Annotated in this window: 11 protein-coding genes and 2 pseudogenes; 11 read left to right on the forward strand and 2 right to left on the reverse strand. The window is 49.9% G+C overall.

Translation table 11 applies throughout. The features are described from left to right. Positions 1–654 precede the first annotated feature (654 nt). On the forward strand, positions 655–1,902 hold the full coding sequence (locus AUC61_RS07715) for a ribonucleotide-diphosphate reductase subunit beta (RefSeq protein ID WP_087272475.1): 1,248 nt from the start codon (positions 655–657) through the stop codon (positions 1,900–1,902). Positions 1,903–2,088: 186 nt separating this feature from the next. Here AUC61_RS07715 and AUC61_RS07720 read toward each other — a convergent pair whose 3' ends face one another. Next, positions 2,089–3,438, reverse strand: coding sequence for a hypothetical protein (locus AUC61_RS07720; RefSeq protein WP_243245379.1), 1,350 nt, complete (start codon positions 3,436–3,438; stop codon positions 2,089–2,091). 295 nt (positions 3,439–3,733) lie between these two features. Here AUC61_RS07720 and AUC61_RS07725 point away from each other — a divergent pair. Together AUC61_RS07725 and AUC61_RS07730 are read left to right on the forward strand one after the other, a co-directional pair. After that, a pseudogene (locus tag AUC61_RS07725) lies at positions 3,734–4,022 on the forward strand (ribonucleotide-diphosphate reductase subunit beta); the annotation flags it as partial. A 326-nt stretch (positions 4,023–4,348) separates the two neighbouring features. Continuing rightward, the gene (locus tag AUC61_RS07730; protein ID WP_243245380.1) at positions 4,349–5,335 is read left to right on the forward strand and encodes a hypothetical protein; all 987 of its coding nucleotides are present in this window, start codon (positions 4,349–4,351) and stop codon (positions 5,333–5,335) included. A 17-nt stretch (positions 5,336–5,352) separates the two neighbouring features. On the opposite strand, the gene AUC61_RS07735 is transcribed toward AUC61_RS07730, so the two are convergent. Beyond that, the gene (locus AUC61_RS07735; RefSeq protein WP_243245381.1) at positions 5,353–5,781 is read right to left on the reverse strand and encodes a very short patch repair endonuclease; all 429 of its coding nucleotides are present in this window, start codon (positions 5,779–5,781) and stop codon (positions 5,353–5,355) included. 29 nt (positions 5,782–5,810) lie between these two features. Here AUC61_RS07735 and AUC61_RS07740 point away from each other — a divergent pair, with 29 nt between their 5' ends. The 8 genes and pseudogenes from AUC61_RS07740 to AUC61_RS07775 all read left to right on the forward strand — a co-directional run bounded on the left by AUC61_RS07740 (position 5,811) and on the right by AUC61_RS07775 (position 18,873). Further along, positions 5,811–7,412, forward strand: coding sequence for a DNA cytosine methyltransferase (locus AUC61_RS07740; protein WP_243245382.1), 1,602 nt, complete (start codon positions 5,811–5,813; stop codon positions 7,410–7,412). Between the two features lie 88 nt (positions 7,413–7,500). After that, entirely contained in the window at positions 7,501–8,952 is a 1,452-nt protein-coding gene (locus tag AUC61_RS07745) for an ATP-binding protein (RefSeq protein ID WP_243245383.1), read from the forward strand. 6 nt (positions 8,953–8,958) lie between these two features. After that, positions 8,959–11,793 (forward strand): Z1 domain-containing protein, encoded by a 2,835-nt coding sequence (locus AUC61_RS07750; protein WP_243245384.1) that lies wholly within the window; start codon positions 8,959–8,961, stop codon positions 11,791–11,793. Continuing rightward, positions 11,777–12,790 carry a PD-(D/E)XK motif protein gene (locus AUC61_RS07755; protein WP_243245385.1) on the forward strand — a complete coding sequence of 338 codons (1,014 nt, stop codon included), beginning with the start codon at positions 11,777–11,779 and terminating at the stop codon, positions 12,788–12,790. The genes AUC61_RS07750 and AUC61_RS07755 overlap by 17 nt, the downstream gene beginning before the upstream one ends. Beyond that, on the forward strand, positions 12,790–14,607 hold the full coding sequence (locus tag AUC61_RS07760; RefSeq protein ID WP_243245386.1) for an AIPR family protein: 1,818 nt from the start codon (positions 12,790–12,792) through the stop codon (positions 14,605–14,607). Before AUC61_RS07755 ends, AUC61_RS07760 begins: the two co-directional genes overlap by 1 nt. A 139-nt stretch (positions 14,608–14,746) precedes the next feature. Continuing rightward, positions 14,747–16,450 (forward strand): AAA family ATPase, encoded by a 1,704-nt coding sequence (locus AUC61_RS07765; RefSeq protein WP_243245387.1) that lies wholly within the window; start codon positions 14,747–14,749, stop codon positions 16,448–16,450. 411 nt (positions 16,451–16,861) lie between these two features. Beyond that, positions 16,862–17,416 carry a BRO-N domain-containing protein gene (locus tag AUC61_RS07770; protein ID WP_243245388.1) on the forward strand — a complete coding sequence of 185 codons (555 nt, stop codon included), beginning with the start codon at positions 16,862–16,864 and terminating at the stop codon, positions 17,414–17,416. Between the two features lie 431 nt (positions 17,417–17,847). Next, positions 17,848–18,873 (forward strand): annotated as a pseudogene (locus tag AUC61_RS07775) (PDDEXK nuclease domain-containing protein). The last annotated feature ends 148 nt before the right edge of the window (positions 18,874–19,021 follow it).

A 19,021-nucleotide genomic window follows, 5' to 3' on the forward strand; every position in this document is an offset into this window, starting at 1 on the left:
GTAAGCACCAAACGGTAGGAGCGAACTTGTTCGCGAGCCGCCCGTACAGCCACAGTAAACCTCAGCCAAACACCACCCGGTCGCCCACCACCACACCAACCGTTGGTCACCTGAAAATCCCCACCGCACAGCCACTCCCCGCCACAACCCCCGGTATCCAAGGCATAGAGAAACATTGACCCCCGTCAAGCCAGAATCCCATACCGCAAATGCGTCGCAACGACACATTGCCGGACACCCTCATGACCTATATGCTGTGTTTCGAAATATTAAAAACACTACATAAGGGATTTCCGCCGCATTTACGGCCATACTTTCTCCGCTGAGAATGAACCCGCAAATGCAAAAGAAAAAAGCGAAAATCCTTCCTCAAACGCAGTCACGGATGAACAAGTGTCGGGCGAAATCTGTATAATCCCGCGCTCGCTCCAAGGTACTCAAATGACCCTTTGCACACGCAATGCTGTCTTGCCTGAAAGCCACCTTGAGTCCCCGTTTTGTTCGCCTGTAAGGCCCACAGCCGCGGCAGCAAATCCACTGATCGATCCACTGCACCACAATCAGGTCGATCCTGAGTAATACCCGAAAATTCCGTTGCCAGCGTCATCCACTCGACGCAGGCACTACATCCTTTGAAATTCAGGAGCTTCCACCATGCTGAGCTGGGACGAATTCGATAAAGAAGACGGCGAAGTAGCCACCAAAGCAACCAACGCCGGTCACGCTAACGAAGCCAACATGGACCGCCTCGACAGCGCCGGTGGCGCCGCAGCCACCGAAGCTCGCGCCGTTACCGAGAAAGACTCCCCTGCCCTGATCCGTGCCAAAAAAGCACTGGACGCACTGGACGTCGCCGAAGGCCTGGCTGAACTCGAAGGCGCCAGCGCCCGCGTTGCCGTTGACGAAAAAATGATGATCAACTGCCGCGCCGACCTTAACCAGCTCGTGCCGTTCAAGTACGACTGGGCCTGGCAGAAGTACCTGGACGGTTGCGCAAACCACTGGATGCCGCAAGAAGTAAACATGACCGCCGACATCGCCCTGTGGAAAGACCCACAAGGCCTGACCGACGACGAGCGCCGCATCGTCATGCGCAACCTGGGCTTCTTCTCCACCGCCGACTCCCTGGTTGCCAACAACCTGGTACTGGCCGTGTACCGTTTGATCACCAACCCGGAGTGCCGCCAGTACATCCTGCGCCAGGCCTTCGAAGAAGCGATCCACACCCACGCTTACCAGTACTGCATCGAATCGCTGGCCATGGATGAAGGCGAGATCTTCAACATGTACCACGAGATCCCATCGGTCGCGAAAAAAGCCGCCTGGGGCCTGAAATACACCCGTTCGATCTCCGATCCGAAGTTCGAAACCGGCACCGTCGAAACCGACAAAGAACTGCTGCGCAACCTGATCGCCTACTACTGCGTACTGGAAGGCATCTTCTTCTACTGCGGCTTCACGCAGATCCTGTCCATGGGCCGTCGCAACAAAATGACCGGCGTCGCCGAGCAGTTCCAATACATCCTGCGCGACGAATCCATGCACCTGAACTTCGGCATCGACGTGATCAACCAGATCAAAATCGAAAACCCACACCTGTGGGACGCCGAAATGAAGGAAGAAGCCAGCCAGATGATCCTGCAAGGCACCCAGCTGGAAATCGAATACGCACGCGACACCATGCCGCGCGGCGTACTGGGCATGAACGCAGCGATGATGGAGGACTACCTCAAATTCATCGCCAACCGTCGCCTGAGCCAGATTGGTTTGAAAGAAGAGTACCCAGGCACCACCAACCCATTCCCATGGATGAGCGAAATCATGGACTTGAAGAAAGAGAAGAACTTCTTCGAGACTCGGGTTATTGAGTATCAGACTGGTGGGGCGTTGAGCTGGGATTGATTTGATCCCTGGCTGACAAGCTTCAAATGAAAGGGCTGCCTGAGAAGGTGGCCCTTTCTTTATTGCGCAATACGCCAGCTATAGAGAATCCGTTGGAGCGAGGCTCGCCCGCGAAAGATCAGGCTTCCTAAGCCAGACTCCCCCTCTTATCGCGAGCTGTTTATCCACCAACCGAGCCTCCGCAACTTAATGGAAAATCAGGCTCTGTATGTTCACTGATTCGTAGTCCGGGGAAATCTCTATAACCAACACTTCGTTAGGGGCGTTTCGAAGAATCGCAATCACGACAATACTCTTCCCTCTCTCCCCCACCAGCGCAGGGGCTTTCGAACCCCGGACGGGTACTAGCGCAGCACTCCAGTTATCGTTATTGAAAGTCACGTACTCGTCAGGGTTTACGATGCCTGAGTCGAACCTCGTTTGCCCGGATTGGCCTTGGTCTTTCAATCGCAGACGCAGCAATCGAATGAGGTCCGCATCCCTTTCACTTGAAATTTTCTTACCCCAATACGGCTCAATGGTTGCCCTCAGTTTTTCTGGCGGCGAGGTGAGCCATGCCTTGAGAAATTGCTGAGAGAACGCTTGCGCCTCAGGCGTGCTACCCAGTGATGCATTCATCAAGAATTCTTTGACCTTCACATCAATTTCAATGGGCGGCAACCAGCCGGGCTCCTGATCTTCGTACTCAGGAACATCCGCTTGGAGCGTATTAATTGAGGGAGCATCTGGGCGTAAATCCATGCGGGCTGCAGTGAAGAAACGGCCGCCACCATCTTCAAGGCTAGTATTCTTCGCGATGGCCTCACCCTGAGGCACACCCTGTTCCTTGAACCAACGTGCCTTCTCAAACTTGGTCTTCGCCCTGCAAAAACCTTTGACCGGAGCACTGATCTGCTCGGGTTTTCTAGCTGTGCTGCCGAGCGAAAGCGGCGCGCGAAACTGCAACAAGAGATCGTAGGTTTTTAAAGCTGCTCGCTCACATTTGTCCGGAGCCATGAAAGTGCGATCTGCGTCGTGGGAGAACACGCCGCCCTTATCAATCGGGTGCGACCAGAACCACAGACTGGGGCACAGCGGTGCGAACGTGTTGCTTTGTCCGGCATGAGAATAAGCGTCCTGTCTGCCATGGAGCGCCTGCCCAAACAAGCCTTGAGTTTCAGGATCCTCGTGATGGGGCAGATAGATAATGCTTCTTGCTTGCGCCTCAGCATAAACAGCATCTTCAGTAACCCGACGCTCTGCAGGATCAGCGGGAGGTTTTTGCTTTGACCTAAAATGCATCGCCCTGGTGTTGGTGCTGTATTCGGTATCACGCCAGATGCAAAGCCCCCATACCATTGCGTGCTTGGCATCAAGCATCCCGGTGTCCGTCAACTCATTCTGCCGCGCGATCTCCTGACTTTGCCGGGCGTCAAACCCCGCTTGCTTCGCCAGCCACCACGTCAGGCCAAAGTGGAAATCAGATTCGTATGCTTCGGCGCAAACACTCACAACCGCCAACACCATCCCAAGCGTGATCAATTTCAACGTCTTCATGAGCGTCTATTCGTCAGCAGTCGAGGAACCGATTCGCCGCGTATCCATGCGGCGTGCCTGACCAAGTGTAGGTCGCCGTTTACATACGCCTCGGTACTTCCGATGAAGAGAGGTTAAGGCCTGGTTCGCAAGATGGTGAGCATGATTGCCACTTTGCCCGGCGCGGACAAGTTGGCAAAAACCAACGTCACTGATACAGCCACCGGCACCATAAATCGGCAATATAGCGGGCCGTAAGCACCTGGACGCTACAGGAAGACGAACGATTGAAGCCGTGAATAAGATTGGGCACACCGAGATGAAGGAAGAAACCAGCCAGATGATCCTGCGAGGCATCCAGCTGGAAATCGAATACGCACGCGACACCATCCCGCGCCGCGTACTGGGCATGAAACGCCGCGATGATGGAGGGCTACCTCAAATTCATCGCCAACCGTTGCCTGAGCCAGATGGGTTTGAAAGGAGAGTACCCAGGCACCACCAACCCATTCTCATGGATGAGCGAGATCATGGGCTTGAAGAAAGAGAAGAATTTCTTCGAGACGCGGGTTATTGAGTATCAGACTGGTGGGGCGTTGAGCTAGGATTGATAATCGCGGCTCCTAGCCATGATTTGAAAATGAAAATGCCAGAAGCGTATGCTTCTGGCTTTTTTATGACCTGTGAAAAATGGCCTCGCCCCCGACCTCGGTAGGAGCGAGCTTGTTCGCGATGCAATCCTCAACCCAAAAGTTATCTCTCTAGTCTGACCGAGGATGCCTAACGATTTTCAGTCGTTAACCCCTCTGGTAACTGTCCAAATCGGAGTACGCTATCAGTGTTTTCGATGCGGCTTTACCGCGCATCATGTAGCATGTAGCCAGCACTAAAACATGAAACGTAACGCTCTTACCCGCTAGGCGATAGGGATATGGAAGTGACAGTAAGAGTGATGTCTTGCGGCTTGGAAATTGACCGCATCACCCGCCCTCTCAGAACGGAAGGCGGTCAGCCTGCCATTACATATAGAAAACTGCTGTGGCCTGTTAAGAACGGCTGCATCGAAATCGGCACAGTAGACGATGTAGTCCCCCTCACCCAAGACGCCGTTTGGGAGGATTGGACAACACTCGTCACCTCTCTATTGCCCTCGCCGCTTCCTACTCAAATAAATGCTTGTTCGGACCTTCTCCAAATTCGTTTCCGAGAAGAGTTACCTTCAGGAATCTTGAGCTCGATATCTTCGCTGACATGCTTAGGCTTAGAGCAAGAAGCACGTGCTTTGCTTGTCGATTTTCTGCGAGAAAGAAAGGAATCCGAACGGCTATACAGGTTACTACTATCGCACCTTATTGAGGGCAATGAAGCTTCAGACAACGATACTGATCTGGTCCCGAATGGAGATAATTTGGAGCAGGAAATCGCACTAGGTTTGATCCCCGAAAACGAGGGTGACGATGACTGGGGCTGGGAGTCCGCCGACGAAATACAAACTCCAAAGATAAACGACCAACATCTAAGAGAAGCGGCAAAACGTACCCAAGAAGCGCTCTGTAGCTATCGTCCCATCGAAGGGGGCGCACGGGCTCCTGACCTTGCTGGACCACTTGAAGATTTCGATTGGATCGATGATCGGTTGATAACACAACAGCCCAACGCGATATCGCGTGTTGAAAACGTCCTCATGGAGCGAACTGCAAAACTTGGCGAAACGGCTTTGGATGTGCTGAGATATTTTGTGGACAATCCGGGGGACCGATCAGCGCATGCCGAGTTGGTACTAGGTTATGCAATTTCCGATATCAACAAGCTACTCTCCGGCTCCCTGCGCCATTATTTGAACAGGAATTCCTCAGGCGGATGGGTTTGCCACTCATGGGTGCCAAACCTGCTTTCTGCATTGGATGAGGTCTCGTGATCTCGCAGAGACGCTCGTTAGCTCATCAGCTGATGCTCGATTTCTTTCAGACGCAAAAGCAGCCTGGGCAACGTCACTTCCGGCTTTTTGAGTTCACACTCCCAAACTATAAAAACATTCCACCCACACCTATCCAAGTTTTCCAAAGTTTTCCGATCCCGATCGACATTGGCTTCGAGTTTCTCAGTCCAGAAATCTACACGCGACTTGGGCATGACAGCGTATCTGCAGCCAACGTGGCGATGCCAAAAACATCCGTGTACAAAAATACAGACCTTCAGTCGAGGCAGTACAATGTCCGGTTTTCCAGGCAAATCCTTACGGTGAAGCCGAAATCTGTAGCCTTGGGCGTGCAAAAAACTTCTGACTATCAGTTCAGGCTTCGTGTCCTTCCCTCTGATGCCAGACATCATGCGGGATCTCGTGGCCCGATCAACAACGTCCATTTCGTATTTCCTCAAAACAGCGTGGTTTCATGAGTCGTAGCAATTCTATCCAAGTTGTAGATCTCTTTGCGGGCCCTGGTGGACTTGGAGAGGGATTCTCTTCTCACTCGGACGATCACGGTACGACCTTCGATATCAAGGTATCTGCCGAGATGGAGGCTTCCGCGCGCTCAACGCTGAGACTCCGGGCCTTCTATAGATTGCTAAAAAATGAACAGGCAGAAGCCTTGGAGGACTATTACAACTTCTGTGAAACGGCAAATGTGGCAGAGCCATACACACCTAGAAGCCTAGAAGCTTGGAAGCATGCCGATAACGAAGCGCAACTGCTGGAGCTTGGTACTGAGGGAGGAAATATCCGGCTCGACAAAATACTAGCAAACCGTCTGGATGAAACCAAACCTTGGGTGCTGATTGGCGGTCCGCCGTGCCAAGCCTATTCAATCGTAGGGCGAGCCAGGAATCGAGGGAAAGCGGACTACTTGGCAGAAAATGACCATCGTCACTTCCTATATAGGGAATACCTACGGATCATCCAAAAAAAGCGGCCTGCAGTGTTCGTAATGGAGAACGTGAAAGGGATTCTTTCATCACAGGTTGGTGGGGAACAGATGTTCCCTCAAATCCTGCGAGATCTTGCGGACCCGGATGCAGCCTTAGGAGAAAGCAGCACTGGCCCCAAATACCGGATTTGCTCTCTCGTAGCCGACGATGTGTATGAAAGTGGGTCGCCGCCAGACAGCATCACCCCGAGCAACTACATTATTCGAGCAGAGGCATATGGAGTTCCCCAAGCCCGGCACCGGGTGATACTGCTAGGTGTGTCCGAAGAATATTCAGATGCTATTGGAAACCATAAGCTTTCCACCGCTTCAGGGCCATCAATAGACCAAGTCATAGGGTGTCTGCCTCCACTTCGAAGCACGCTGACTAAAATGAAAGACTCACCAGATTCGTGGGCGCAGGTTATACGTGAGCATTTGAAAGATTTAAGCAGGGAGTGCCTTCTTCAAGTTGAGAATGAGCCCGAGAGGCTTAGTTTAGCGACTAAGCTGGGTATTTTGGCTAGCAGCTACGACAGCGGTGATATGAACTCCGGAGGATTGCGGGTCCTGAAAAAACGCTCCTCAAATGGCGTGACTCGAACCCATCTCGACAGCTGGTTACTCGACCCAAAGCTCAAGTACTGGCTCAATCATGAAGCTAGGGGCCATATGAGTTCCGACCTCCGTAGGTACGTATATGCTGCGGCTTTTGCCGACACATACAAAAACTCACCTAAAGGGCATCATGATTTTGATCTTCCTGGTTTAGCCCCAGAACACAAAAATTGGACAACTGGAAAATTCAGCGACCGTTTTCGCGTACAAAGGGCAGGCATTCCGTCAACAACGATTACTAGTCATATCGCGAAGGATGGTCACTACTTTATTCACTACGACCCTAGGCAATGCCGAAGTTTGACAGTCCGAGAGGCGGCGCGCCTGCAAACGTTTCCAGATAATTACTTCTTCTTAGGTAACCGAACACAGCAGTTTCATCAGGTCGGCAATGCGGTCCCTCCCCTCTTAGCGAGGCAGATCGCAGATATCGTCGCTGGAATAATTAGAAGTGGAAGAAAGGCTAAATAAAGCCGATCTCACCAATGCACACTCGACAGGGAGCGTCAATTTGTCAGCCATATTCAAAAGTCGAAATGCTCCACCCAAGGCTAGCGCAATGGTTGAAGCATTGCGCGGGCTCGGCTACAACACTCAGACTGCCTTGGCCGACATTATTGACAACAGTATTTCAGCGGGCGCCTCAGAAGTCAGAATCGAGTTCGTCTGGGCAGACTCCAACGGAAGAATTACCTGCTTGGATAATGGAGTTGGAATGTCGGCGGCCGGCCTCGATTTGGCAATGCGTTTGGGTGAGCGTAACCCGCTGGAAGAGAGATCCGAGTCTGATCTTGGACGCTTCGGACTCGGATTGAAGACCGCATCTTTTTCACAGTGTCGTAGGCTCACAGTGGCAACAATCGGCACCGACGGCATGCAGTCCTTGCGCTGGGATCTGGATTATCTAGCAAATAGCTCTGATGGTGGATGGCACCTTTTGGAAGGCCCCCATCCAAAGTCGGAAGGATATTTAGAGCAGCTTTCCAAATCAGGCCAAGGCACTTTAGTCTTGTGGGAAACCATGGATCGGATTATTACCCCTGGGAGCACAGTTCAGGATTTTTTGAATCTATCCGATAAGGTCGAACAGCATCTAGGAATGGTCTTCCATCGATACCTTGAAGGCAACCGGCCTCGTCTGAAAATCCTGCTAAATGACCGACCAGTTAGACCATGGGACCCGTTTATGGAGGACCATCCCGGAAAACCCTACAACCCTCCGGTATTTAAGCACCCTTCGATTAAAAATATTGAAGCCGAATGCCATGTCCTACCGCATAAGGACATGCTGTCCACAGAGGATTTTGAAGATCTAAGCGGCCCGGAAGGCTGGACGGCACAACAAGGATTCTATGTGTACCGCAACGAGCGACTACTAGTTGCTGGTAGTTGGCTTGGTCTAGGAACAGGTAGGTCATGGACAAAGGACGAAGCACACCGACTTGCAAGAATTCGTCTAGATATACCCAACGACACGGATACGGACTGGAAAATAGATATTCGGAAGTCTACCGCTAGACCTCCGGTATACCTAAGAGATTGGCTAACCCGTCTAGCCGAGGCAACACGCACGCGTGCACGACGAGCATTTGCTCACAGAGGCAGGCCCGTGATGCTAGGTAACAAACAGGTGGCCGAAGCTTGGAAAGTCGAGCGGCTTGCTAGCGGCATAAGATATAGGATAGACACAGACCACCCAGCAGTGAGAAATATTCTGGATGATGCTGGAGTGTTGCTACCGCAAATCAAAGCAATGCTTCGAGTAATTGAAGAAACGGTGCCGGTCCAGCGGATATGGATCGACACAGCAGAAAATAAAGATACCCCCCGCACCGGTTTTGAAAAAACCCAGGCTGCTGAGGTTAATGAGATTCTGATGATCATGTACCGCAGCATGATCGAGAAGAAGGGGTATTCGGCCTCTTCAGCTAGGCAGCAACTTCGAGTGACAGAGCCGTTCCACGCGTTCCCTTCGTTGGTAGATGCCCTGCCTGACAACTTAAAGGAGTAGTGACAAATGTCCGATGACAACAAATGGAGCGTGGTCAAGATCGTCCAAGAAATGCTGGTGGACGAACAGGACAAGTCAGCCATCACCCCTGCACTCATTTCGCAAAAAATCGATATGGTGCTGAAAATAATGCCCAACAAGGGTGAGGGTCTAGATCGTGACGCAGTCACCGACGAGCTCATTAGACGATTTAGTATATGGGTCGGTAAAGAATCATCTCTTGTAGATATGGCTGGACATATTCCTTGGCTCACGAGCGAGGCGAAGAAGGAATGGCGATATTGGCGCCGCTACCGGGAATGGCAAGAGCAAAAACTACCGTGGAGTGCTGTGGAAGCACTTGACGAGACTACTGACAACATCCTTTCCATGCTAGAGGACCCTAAACGCGAAGGCTCATGGGACCGTAGGGGCATGGTAGTCGGTCACGTCCAGTCGGGTAAGACCGGAAACTACACGGGCCTCATTTGCAAAGCAGCTGATGCCGGATACAAGATCATTATTGTGCTAGCTGGCCTCCACAACAACCTGCGCTCTCAGACGCAAATGCGATTGGATGAAGGTTTTCTCGGTTACCAGACTAGCCCCATTGAAGGAGAAGGTAACGTATCAATCGGAGTAGGGAAAATCGACCCCTCACCTGCATTACGTCCGCAGTATGTAACCAATAGGACAGAAACAGGCGACTTCAACACAAAATTCGTAAAAAATCTTGGCGTCTCACCAGAACAAAAACCTTGGTTATTTGTGGTCAAGAAAAACAAAACGGTATTGCAGCGATTACTGAAGTGGATTCATAAGCATGTGGCAGAAACTACAGACCCGGAGACTGGCCGCCCATTAGTCACGCACCTACCATTACTAATAATTGATGACGAAGCAGACCATGCCTCTGTCGATACAGGCGAAAAGGTTGTAGATGATAAAGGGCAGCCTGATCTCGAACATGCGCCAACTGCAATAAACAGCCTTATCCGCCAGATATTGCACTCATTCTCAAGAAAGGCTTATGTCGGCTACACTGCTACTCCGTTTGCGAATATTTATATTCATGAACAAGGTGAAACGACCAAAGAAGGTCCTGACCTTTTCCCGGCGGCTTTTATTACAAATCTTTCAGCACCGTCCAGCTATGTAGGGCCATCGAGGGTTTTTGGGCTGGCAGGGGAAAATGGCCGTGTCGGCGCACTAGATCTTGTGAGGCCGGTCTCGGATCACTGTTCAAAAGATGGGAAAAGCGGTTGGATGCCTGTCGGTCATAAAAGCAGCTATGTGCCCTCGGATGATATGCCTCCTTCGTTAGTTGAAGCTATTCAGGCGTTTATATTGGCTTGTGTAATTCGCCAGTTGCGAGGACAGGGAGCAGAGCATACATCTATGCTTGTACATGTCACACGTTTCAACTTGGTTCAGCAGCATGTACATGGGGAAGTCCGAAACTATGTCATGCAGATGAGACAAAGACTTAGGAGAAGGATCGATCATGCCGAAATTCTCAGCGAATTGCGTAACCTCTGGGACAGAGACTTCCTTGCGACCAGTGACAGCTTAGAGGAGCAGTTTTCTGAACAGTCTGATGGGATAGTTATCGACTGGCTTAAGATAGAGCACGCATTACCGGATGTCCTAGATCAGATTGATGTACGCATGATCAATGGTACAGCGAAGGATGCATTAGACTACGCCGACAGCGCTACCGGGTTAAAAGTTATTGCAATAGGCGGCGACAAGCTAGCTCGAGGCTTGACCCTTGAAGGCCTATGCGTCAGCTATTTTCTTCGAGCCTCCAAAATGTATGACACTCTGATGCAGATGGGACGCTGGTTTGGCTATCGACCTGGCTATCTGGACTTGTGTCGACTCTACACGACTCCGGATTTGGTTGAGTGGTTTGAGCATATTGCCGACGCTGCGGAAGAACTTAGAGCCGAATTCGACTTCATGATGGACAGCGGGCTTACGCCTCGCGACTATGGTTTAAAAGTTGTGTCACACCCAGTCCTGTTGGTTACTTCTCCACTGAAGATGCGGACAGCCAAGACTCTGTATCTATCTTTCAGTGGAGATATTGTAGAAACCGTTAGCTTCTTCAAAAACAAGACCAAGATCGACCAAAACCTTGAAGCATTTACATCCCTTGTAGCAGCTATGGGTGTATCGTCTCCAATCCCATCACAGAGCCGCAATGGTCGACTGGATAACTGGAGCGGTGTAAGTTGGACTGGAGTCGAGGCGACACACATAATTGACTTTCTGAGAGGATATAAAACGCATCCAGACTCCCGAAAAGTGAGGAGTGACCTTCTTGCGGACTTCATTGAAGAGATGGCTCGCTCCAACGAGCTTACAACTTGGACGGTTGCAATAGTCGGCGGGGGAGTTTCTGAGCGGGCGGAAGATGTATCCGGTATTCCGGTAAAAAGAACGCAACGTAATAATAAGTCTCCTGATGCGGATGATAAGTACTCGATAGGTCGCCTCCTTTCTCCTAAGGATGAAGCTCTAGACCTTGATGAGCAATCGTGGAACGCAGCCCTTGAATTAACTCAAAAAAATTGGAAACCTGACCCTACCCGTTCAAGAGGTCAAACTCTGCCAGATGTGCCAAGTGGTCCGTGGATCAGGAGGATACGAGGCCTCGGAGCAGATAACGTTAAACCTCACCCTGAAAAAGGGCTTCTACTGCTGTCCCTTCTGGACCCTATAGAATCTAAAGTTTCAGAAGTAGAAAGGCCTATAGTTGCCTTTGCTATAAGCTTCCCCTCCAGTAAGGCGGGCAAGTCGGTGCCGTATGTCGTTACGAACTTACTATGGGAGCAGCAATATGGCGGCGCTGAGTAGTACAGATTTGCTGAGCACGTGGAGGGCCCTTTCCGGAGATGCTTCTTCACCGGGATGGAGAACTATTGACCTCTTCCAAAAAAACACCGTAAAGGTGAAGGCTGCTAGACACGCTCCTGGAAATGAAGAGACTGTTCTTATTGGCTTTTCAGAAACTAAGATAGCGCCCACTTCACAGTTGCCTCAAGGGCAAGGGTTCCGTATCGAACGGGTGAACCTTGGCGAAACGCTAGGCGAGCATCAGTGGCTTGCCATCATTCGCCAACCAGCAGGAAGCCTTGAGCTGTTTGCCGCAGTGGTAGTAGATGTGTGCACTCGATTGAGCGCAGCTATTGAAAACTCTGAACATGCTGCCTATCAGACACTTCTCGGCAGAGTTCGCGGTTGGCAAGAGTTTATGAGAAGAGGTCGCGCGGGCCTGACTCTCGAGGCAGAACAGGGACTCGTAGGAGAGCTACTTTTTCTTAGGAAGCTGCTTGACGAAGGATTGCCATTTTTTTCTGCGATCAATGGATGGAAAGGCCCGCTTGACGGACTTCACGACTTCGAATTAGGCACCGGTGCAATCGAAGTCAAATCCACAATGGCAACGCAAGGCTTTCCAGTCAGAATTGCTTCCTTGGAGCAATTGGATGATGCCCAGTCCCCGCCACTGTTTATAGCTGCACTAAGGCTCACGCTAAACGAGCATGGTACGACGCTACCTTCACTCGTTGCGGAGTTGCGAGGCATTTTCATGGCAGATTTCTCAGCAACTGGGCTTTTTGAGCACTTGCTTCATCAAGTTGGATACCTTGATATGCACGCAAGTACCTACATCCGGATTTTTTCCGTCAGTGAAATACGGTTGCATCAAGTAGATGAAAGTTTCCCTAGGCTCATACGAACGAGTGTCCATACAGCTATCCGCCAAGCCCAGTACGACCTTGACTTGGCGTTAACGCCAACCGACAACTACCCTCTTACAGACGTGCTCGAGCAACTTGGAGTTATTTGATGGAACTTGTAGACTTTCTGCAGGAAACGCAGTCATCTATTCGAGAAGAGGTACTGAAGGACACTGCGCCTGGTGAAGCACCTGCGTCCGCGGAAGCAATATTTACAGAACATGTAATGAGGCACATGGCGGACGAAGGAATATCGTTTGAACCTACTGTTTGCCACTACGGTGCAATGATCGGAGCCTACAAAGTCAAAATCAGCGGTTACTCTGTATCTGATACGACAGATGACCAAGGAAATCCTGACCGTCTTGATCTTTTCGTGAGCCTATACAAAGGTTTGGAGAATCTTGAAAGCGTCCCAGATACAGAGATCAGTCGATCAGCAAAACAAGGGCTTCATTTTTTAAAGTTTTGCGCAACAGGAAAACTCTCCAAGGCAATAGATGAGACAAATGAAGTTTACCCGCTCGTTACGGAAGTAGAGCAGATTTTTAAAGATTTAGACAGTATCCGTATTTTCGTAATAACCGATGGTCAAGTTAAAACGAGAAACTACGCCCCTCAAGATATAGAGGGCAAACAAGTCCGCCTTGAGGTTATGGATATTCAACGGCTCTTTAATCACTGGCAACAGGGACGTCCTCGAGATGAACTCGTGGTTAACTTTGAAGATCTCTGTGGCACTGCACTACCAAGTGTATGGGTACCTGGTATTGGTGATGACGAATATGACTATGCTTTAACAGCGGTTCCCGGTGAAGCCTTGCGCTTCCTATATGAAAAGTATGGCCCTCGCATTCTCGAAGCTAATGTACGCTCATTTTTAGGAGTTAACAGCAAAGGTGTTAACAAGGGAATTCGTGACAGTCTACGAAATAATCCTGATCGATTTATGGCCTACAACAATGGAATCGTCGTGGTAGCCGACGCTGCGAAATTGGATCGTGCTGCTGACGGATCAATGGGTATTCTGTGGCTTCAAGGTATGCAAATCGTTAATGGCGGACAAACAACCGCGTCAATTTACTTCGCGAAGAAAAAGAATCCGGAAATAGACTTGGGTAGCGTTCGAGTGCCAGCCAAAATCATTGTCCTTAGGAACGGACAGGAAGGCGACGAGGAGCTTATTTCAAACATATCTCGGTACGCAAATAGCCAGAATGTCGTCAAGCAGTCTGACCTCTCAGCTAATAAACCGTTTCACCGCGAGCTTGAAAAGCTTTCATTACGCACATATTGCCCTGATGGAGTAGGACGTTGGTTCTATGAGCGCTCCGCTGGAAGCTACAAAGTAATGCTGGAGAAAGAAGCTTCAACCCCTATTCAAAAGAAAAAATTGCAGGCAGCAATCCCAAACTATCGTAAAATCACTAAACCTGACTTGGCAAAGTTTTTGCTCACTTGGGAGCAAAAACCTCATATTGTAGGACTAGGAAGCCAGAAAAACTTCCAAGCATTCATGGATGAACTAGATGAGCGAGAGCAACTAGGTGAGAACACACTTCCAGACCAGAATTCATTCAAGCAAATTATTGCCAAGGCAATTTTATTTAAAACTGCGCAGAAAGTTATTAGACCACTATTCCCCGCATTCCAAGGTAACGTTACCGTATATACAGTCTCTATACTAGCTCTAAAAATCGGAGATAATCTTAATTTCAACAAGATTTGGCAGGAGCAAGCCATTTCACTACAATTACAGCAACAGCTTGCAATTTGGGCACACGAGGTGAACCAAGCTCTACATGAAGGAGCAAAAGGTAAAATGATCTCGGAATGGGCAAAAAAATTAGAATGTTGGTCGAGTGTCAGAGATACTAGCTATTCAGTTGAAAGTACCAAAATACCGGAAATCATCTACCCCCTCTAAAATATCTTACAGAACTGGTGATGCACGCATGAGCTAGCCCCACGACCCTGCTCGCCAATGGCAAACACCGAAACCCGCTCTATCTCGTCGCTAATCAACGAATTACTCTAAGCATCTGAACGGAACTCGAGGAAAAAAAATGGAAATCCAGATAAAAAAATTCAAAAAGATCGACGACGTGACGGTAACCTTAGCACCACTTAATATTTTTATCGGCGCTAACAACTCTGGAAAAAGCAGCTTCATACAGGGGATCCAATTTGCAATCTCAGGCTGCCAAACTTTAAAGCTAAAAGGTGGCACATGGACAGGAAAAGGTACAAAAACATTATCTTTAGATTCCAGCGAATATCTTTACACCCCCACAAACAACATTGAATATTTGTATCATGGCAAGCGACTCATAGGGTCTCAAAAGAAGGAAAATCGTAGTTGGATTGAATTTATATTGTCAGATGAAAAAAACTCTACACTTAAAATTTCAAGAGGCAAAAATGGCGGTTTTACTACCAGCTTGAGTGGCCGAGAGCTGGGTGATAAGCTTAGCAATATCGAACAACCCTACTGCGTCTATGTGCCTGGGATAGCAGGAGTACCAACACAAGAAAAATTCGAAGTTACTATCACAATCAAGAAGTCAGCCACACGCGGTGATAGTAACAACTACCTAAGAAACATACTATATGCAATAAGCAAAGATACAGAAAAATGGAAGTCCTTCAGAAACTCCATCAACAGCATATACAATGACGTTGACGTCACCGTGAGCTTCGATGAGAACAACTCTGAGTTTATATATGTCTTTGTGATGGACAAAGCACTACAACTCCCACTTGACTCTGTTGGAACCGGCCTTTTACAAGTAATTCAAATTTTTGCATACATTGAATACTTCAGCCCTCGGATAATCCTTCTAGACGAGCCTGACTCGCACATCCACCCAACTAAGCAGAAATTATTAGCAGCAGAACTGGCAAGAAGAGCCCATGAAAACCCTGACTTGCGGATCGTGTTCTCAACTCACTCCAGATATATTTTGGAGGCGCTAGAGGATAAAGCCAATGTCGTCCACTTCCAAGACGGGAATGCCTTTGAAAATGTCAAGGGGAGCAGCATTCTGCTCGATATTGGAGCTGCAGACGCTGATTACTTATTCTCTAAAAAATCTTTAAAATACATCATAGTTACTGAAGACAAAGTAGATGATGTCTTATCGAAAAAAGAATTTCTTAAGAAGTTTCTAATTGCAAATGGACTTAAAGAAAGCGAATTCGTACTACATTCCTACGAAGGCTGCAAAAAAGTTGACTTTGCTAAAATCCTAGAAGGATTTGTTCGCAAACAAATCCCTAGTGCAAAAGTAATACTTCATATTGACCGAGATCAGAAGGTGGATGGTGACCGCGAAATACTGAAATTAAACGAAGACTGCAAAAAAAGAGACATGATATTATTCATTACTGCAGGCCAAGAAATAGAATCCTATTTCTGCACTCCAGATCACATACACAAAACATACAATATCCCGCTACAGGAAGCACAAAAAAAATACCTCGAGTTTATTGCCGAATTAGAAGAGGAAACAAAAAACAAACTTTACAACTTCATATTAAGAGAGCGACCTGAACTTGGCTTAAACTCTGACCAAAGACCGGATATGGCCACAATAAAAAAACTTGTCACTGAGTGGTATGATAAACATGCCGAAAACTTGACTCCCGGAAAAGAACTTCTAGGTAAAATAAAAAACTTTGCACAAAAAGATCTGAAAGATGATCCCAATAAAATTCTCAACATCTCCGACGCTCTTATATCCCCTGAGTTTACAGAGCTTTTAAGCTAAGCCAGCATTTCACGCGTTTTCTCTGGTCGGATCTGCAAGACATCCACCGGTTATCGCTTGGTGCAAGTGGAGTGCTAGTGCTAGTGCTCAGGGTTGAGCATTAGCACCACTACGATTTTCAGAATACTCCTACAAACTTACCTCTTGCCCCTACCATCCTCCCCCCCTACCCTTGCACCGCGCCTAAGAAACGCTCAAAGCGACTCAAAAGTAGCGGCCTGCCCGCCCCCGATAAAATGCGGCTTTTTGTACCTGCGGCCCCCGGCTGCACGTCCTAAAATCTCTGTTATGTCGGGAGTGGACCAATACAAGACCCGCAAGGGAAATACGTCCGGCCTTTTCTACTTTTGAGGTTTCTTAACTCCCGACGCCTTAGCCCTCAAAAAGCTAAATAAAGTAGAGATAACAACAATGTTCAGCCCCGACTCTCCAAGCCTAAACAGGCAACCCACCCCCGAAGCCCTCACCCCCACCACCTTCCACCGCCACAACCGCCCGCTACGCACGGTCCTGCTGGAATCCCAAGTCTGGTTCTGTGCCCGGGATTTCAGTCGGTTGATGAGTTGGCCGTTGAATGAGCGCACGACGCGCAAGCTGGATGAGGATCAGCGTCGTGTGGTGTTGCTCGGTACTCATTACGGGGCTGAGGAGGAGTTGATGGTGAGTGAGTCGGGTATCTACGAGATGCTGGTGTATCACTGTCATGCGGAGAAGCGCGCGTTGCGGCGATGGATCACCAATGAGGTGGTGCCTTGTGTGCGGGATGGTGTGCCGCGCAATGACAACGCGCCGAGTTTGAGCCTGCTGCAATGGCCGGAGTTGTCGGTGTGTCTGTTGAACTGGCGCAGTGAGCCGTGGATCAGGTTGCGGGATATGCCGAGGTTGTTGCCGCATGGGCAGTTGCCGGACGATTCGGTGCGGGGTAAGGGGCGGTTGTCCTGGTGGCGGGCGGTTTGGCGGGGTTGAGGTTGTTGCGAGAAGGGTGATTGCCGTGACCGTGGTTATTACAGGGGGGTGTTTGTCTGTGATGGATTTCGGCGGCTGGGCTGGCCTCTTCCCGGATGAATCCGGTCCCACGGGTTCAAGGTGTGGCCCTTGGTTTAGCGGTGGCTGGGCGGGCGCCATCGCGAGCAAGCTCACTCCTACAGGGCGCTATGCGTGATCAGAAACCGCTGGTTTATTTATCAGCATCGTTCGGAGGCGTCGTAGGGTGTTTCATGCGTGGGTGTAGGCCACGGTTGGTTACTTGGCTACAAGCCTTGATCCAAGGCCCTTTGTGAAAATCCTGCCACTTCCGCGATGTGACCAGACAGCGGTTTGCCAGCGGTTTTGGCTGTTCGACAGGCTGCGTTTTGCCCCCTATCTTGCGCGTCCTTTTCGCCCGCAGGACTTCTGAAATGAGCAAGCAAATCGCGTCTGTTGATGGCTCTCTTCAAAGCGGTTTCGCTGAGATCGCGCAACTGATCAACTCGGCCAAGCAAACCACGCTGCAGACCGTTAATACGCAGTTGATCCAGCTGTATTGGCAAGTAGGGGCTTACATCAGCGACAAGATTGATAACGCAGAATGGGGTGAAGGCGTCGTTGCTCAACTGGCGACGTATCTGGCGAGGAGTCAGCCTGGGATGCGGGGCTTTACCAGCCGAAATCTTTTCCGTATGCGGCAGTTTTACGAGGCCTATCGGGGTGACGAAAAAGTCTCACCACTGCTGAGACAAATACCCTGGACCCATAACCTGATCATCCTCAGCCAAAGTAAACGGGCCGAAGAGCGTGAGTTTTATTTGCGCATGGCGATTCAGGAGAAGTGGTCTAAACGGGAGTTGGAAAGGCATCTGAAAACAGCCTTGTTTGAGCGCAGTATTCTAAGCCCGGCAAAAGTGACACCAGCGGTGTCACAAATTCATCCCGGCGCCCTCGGCGTCTTCAAAGACGCTTATATGCTCGAGTTTCTGGGCTTACCGAGCGGGCACGGAGAAGCAGATTTGCATCGAGGATTGGTGCAGCGCCTGAAGGATTTTCTCGGTGAGCTGGGGCGAGACTTTTGCTTTGTTGGCTCACAGTATCCGGTACAGGTAGGCAGCCGCGATTTCGCGCTGGATCTGCTGTTTTTCCATCGGGGTCTGAACTGCCTTGTGGCCTTTGAGTTGAAGGTGGGACGTTTCGAACCGGAGTAACTGGGCAAGCTTGGCTTTTACCTTGAGGCACTGGATCGTGACGTGCGCAAACCCCACGAAAACCCGGCAATTGGCGTACTGCTGTGCGCCAGCAAGGAAGATGAAGTGGTGGAGTCCGCGTTGAATCGCTCGCTGTCCCCGGCCATGGTGGCTGAGTATCAAACGCAATTGCCGGACAAACAGCTGTTGCAGGCAAAGCTGCATGAGTTTTATGCGTTGAATACTCAGGCTTGCGATGGCCCTTGAGGTCGAGCGGGGGATTAGAGGCTCAAGCGAATAGTCATTCCTGGGCCTCGGAGGTCTGGCTGATCGCTCCCCCTGCCAGTCCGACAGCTTTTGCTTATGGCTCTGGGTTTGATGCTGGATGGGCGGCCGTCATCGCGAGCAAGCTCGG

The organism is Pseudomonas maioricensis (assembly GCF_022790535.1).
Classification (GTDB): domain Bacteria; phylum Pseudomonadota; class Gammaproteobacteria; order Pseudomonadales; family Pseudomonadaceae; genus Aquipseudomonas; species Aquipseudomonas maioricensis.

Bases quoted from the DNA above. Each gene is read 5' to 3' on its own strand.
- AUC61_RS07715 (WP_087272475.1), top strand. From the start codon at position 655: ATGCTGAGCTGGGACGAATTCGATAAAGAAGACGGCGAAGTAGCCACC.
- AUC61_RS07740 (WP_243245382.1), top strand. From the start codon at position 5,811: ATGAGTCGTAGCAATTCTATCCAAGTTGTAGATCTCTTTGCGGGCCCT.
- AUC61_RS07760 (WP_243245386.1), top strand. From the start codon at position 12,790: ATGGAACTTGTAGACTTTCTGCAGGAAACGCAGTCATCTATTCGAGAA.
- AUC61_RS07770 (WP_243245388.1), top strand. From the start codon at position 16,862: ATGTTCAGCCCCGACTCTCCAAGCCTAAACAGGCAACCCACCCCCGAA.
- AUC61_RS07735 (WP_243245381.1), bottom strand. From the start codon at position 5,781: ATGGACGTTGTTGATCGGGCCACGAGATCCCGCATGATGTCTGGCATC.
- AUC61_RS07720 (WP_243245379.1), bottom strand. From the start codon at position 3,438: ATGAAGACGTTGAAATTGATCACGCTTGGGATGGTGTTGGCGGTTGTG.
- AUC61_RS07750 (WP_243245384.1), top strand. From the start codon at position 8,959: ATGTCCGATGACAACAAATGGAGCGTGGTCAAGATCGTCCAAGAAATG.
- AUC61_RS07730 (WP_243245380.1), top strand. From the start codon at position 4,349: ATGGAAGTGACAGTAAGAGTGATGTCTTGCGGCTTGGAAATTGACCGC.
- AUC61_RS07755 (WP_243245385.1), top strand. From the start codon at position 11,777: ATGGCGGCGCTGAGTAGTACAGATTTGCTGAGCACGTGGAGGGCCCTT.
- AUC61_RS07765 (WP_243245387.1), top strand. From the start codon at position 14,747: ATGGAAATCCAGATAAAAAAATTCAAAAAGATCGACGACGTGACGGTA.
- AUC61_RS07745 (WP_243245383.1), top strand. From the start codon at position 7,501: ATGGTTGAAGCATTGCGCGGGCTCGGCTACAACACTCAGACTGCCTTG.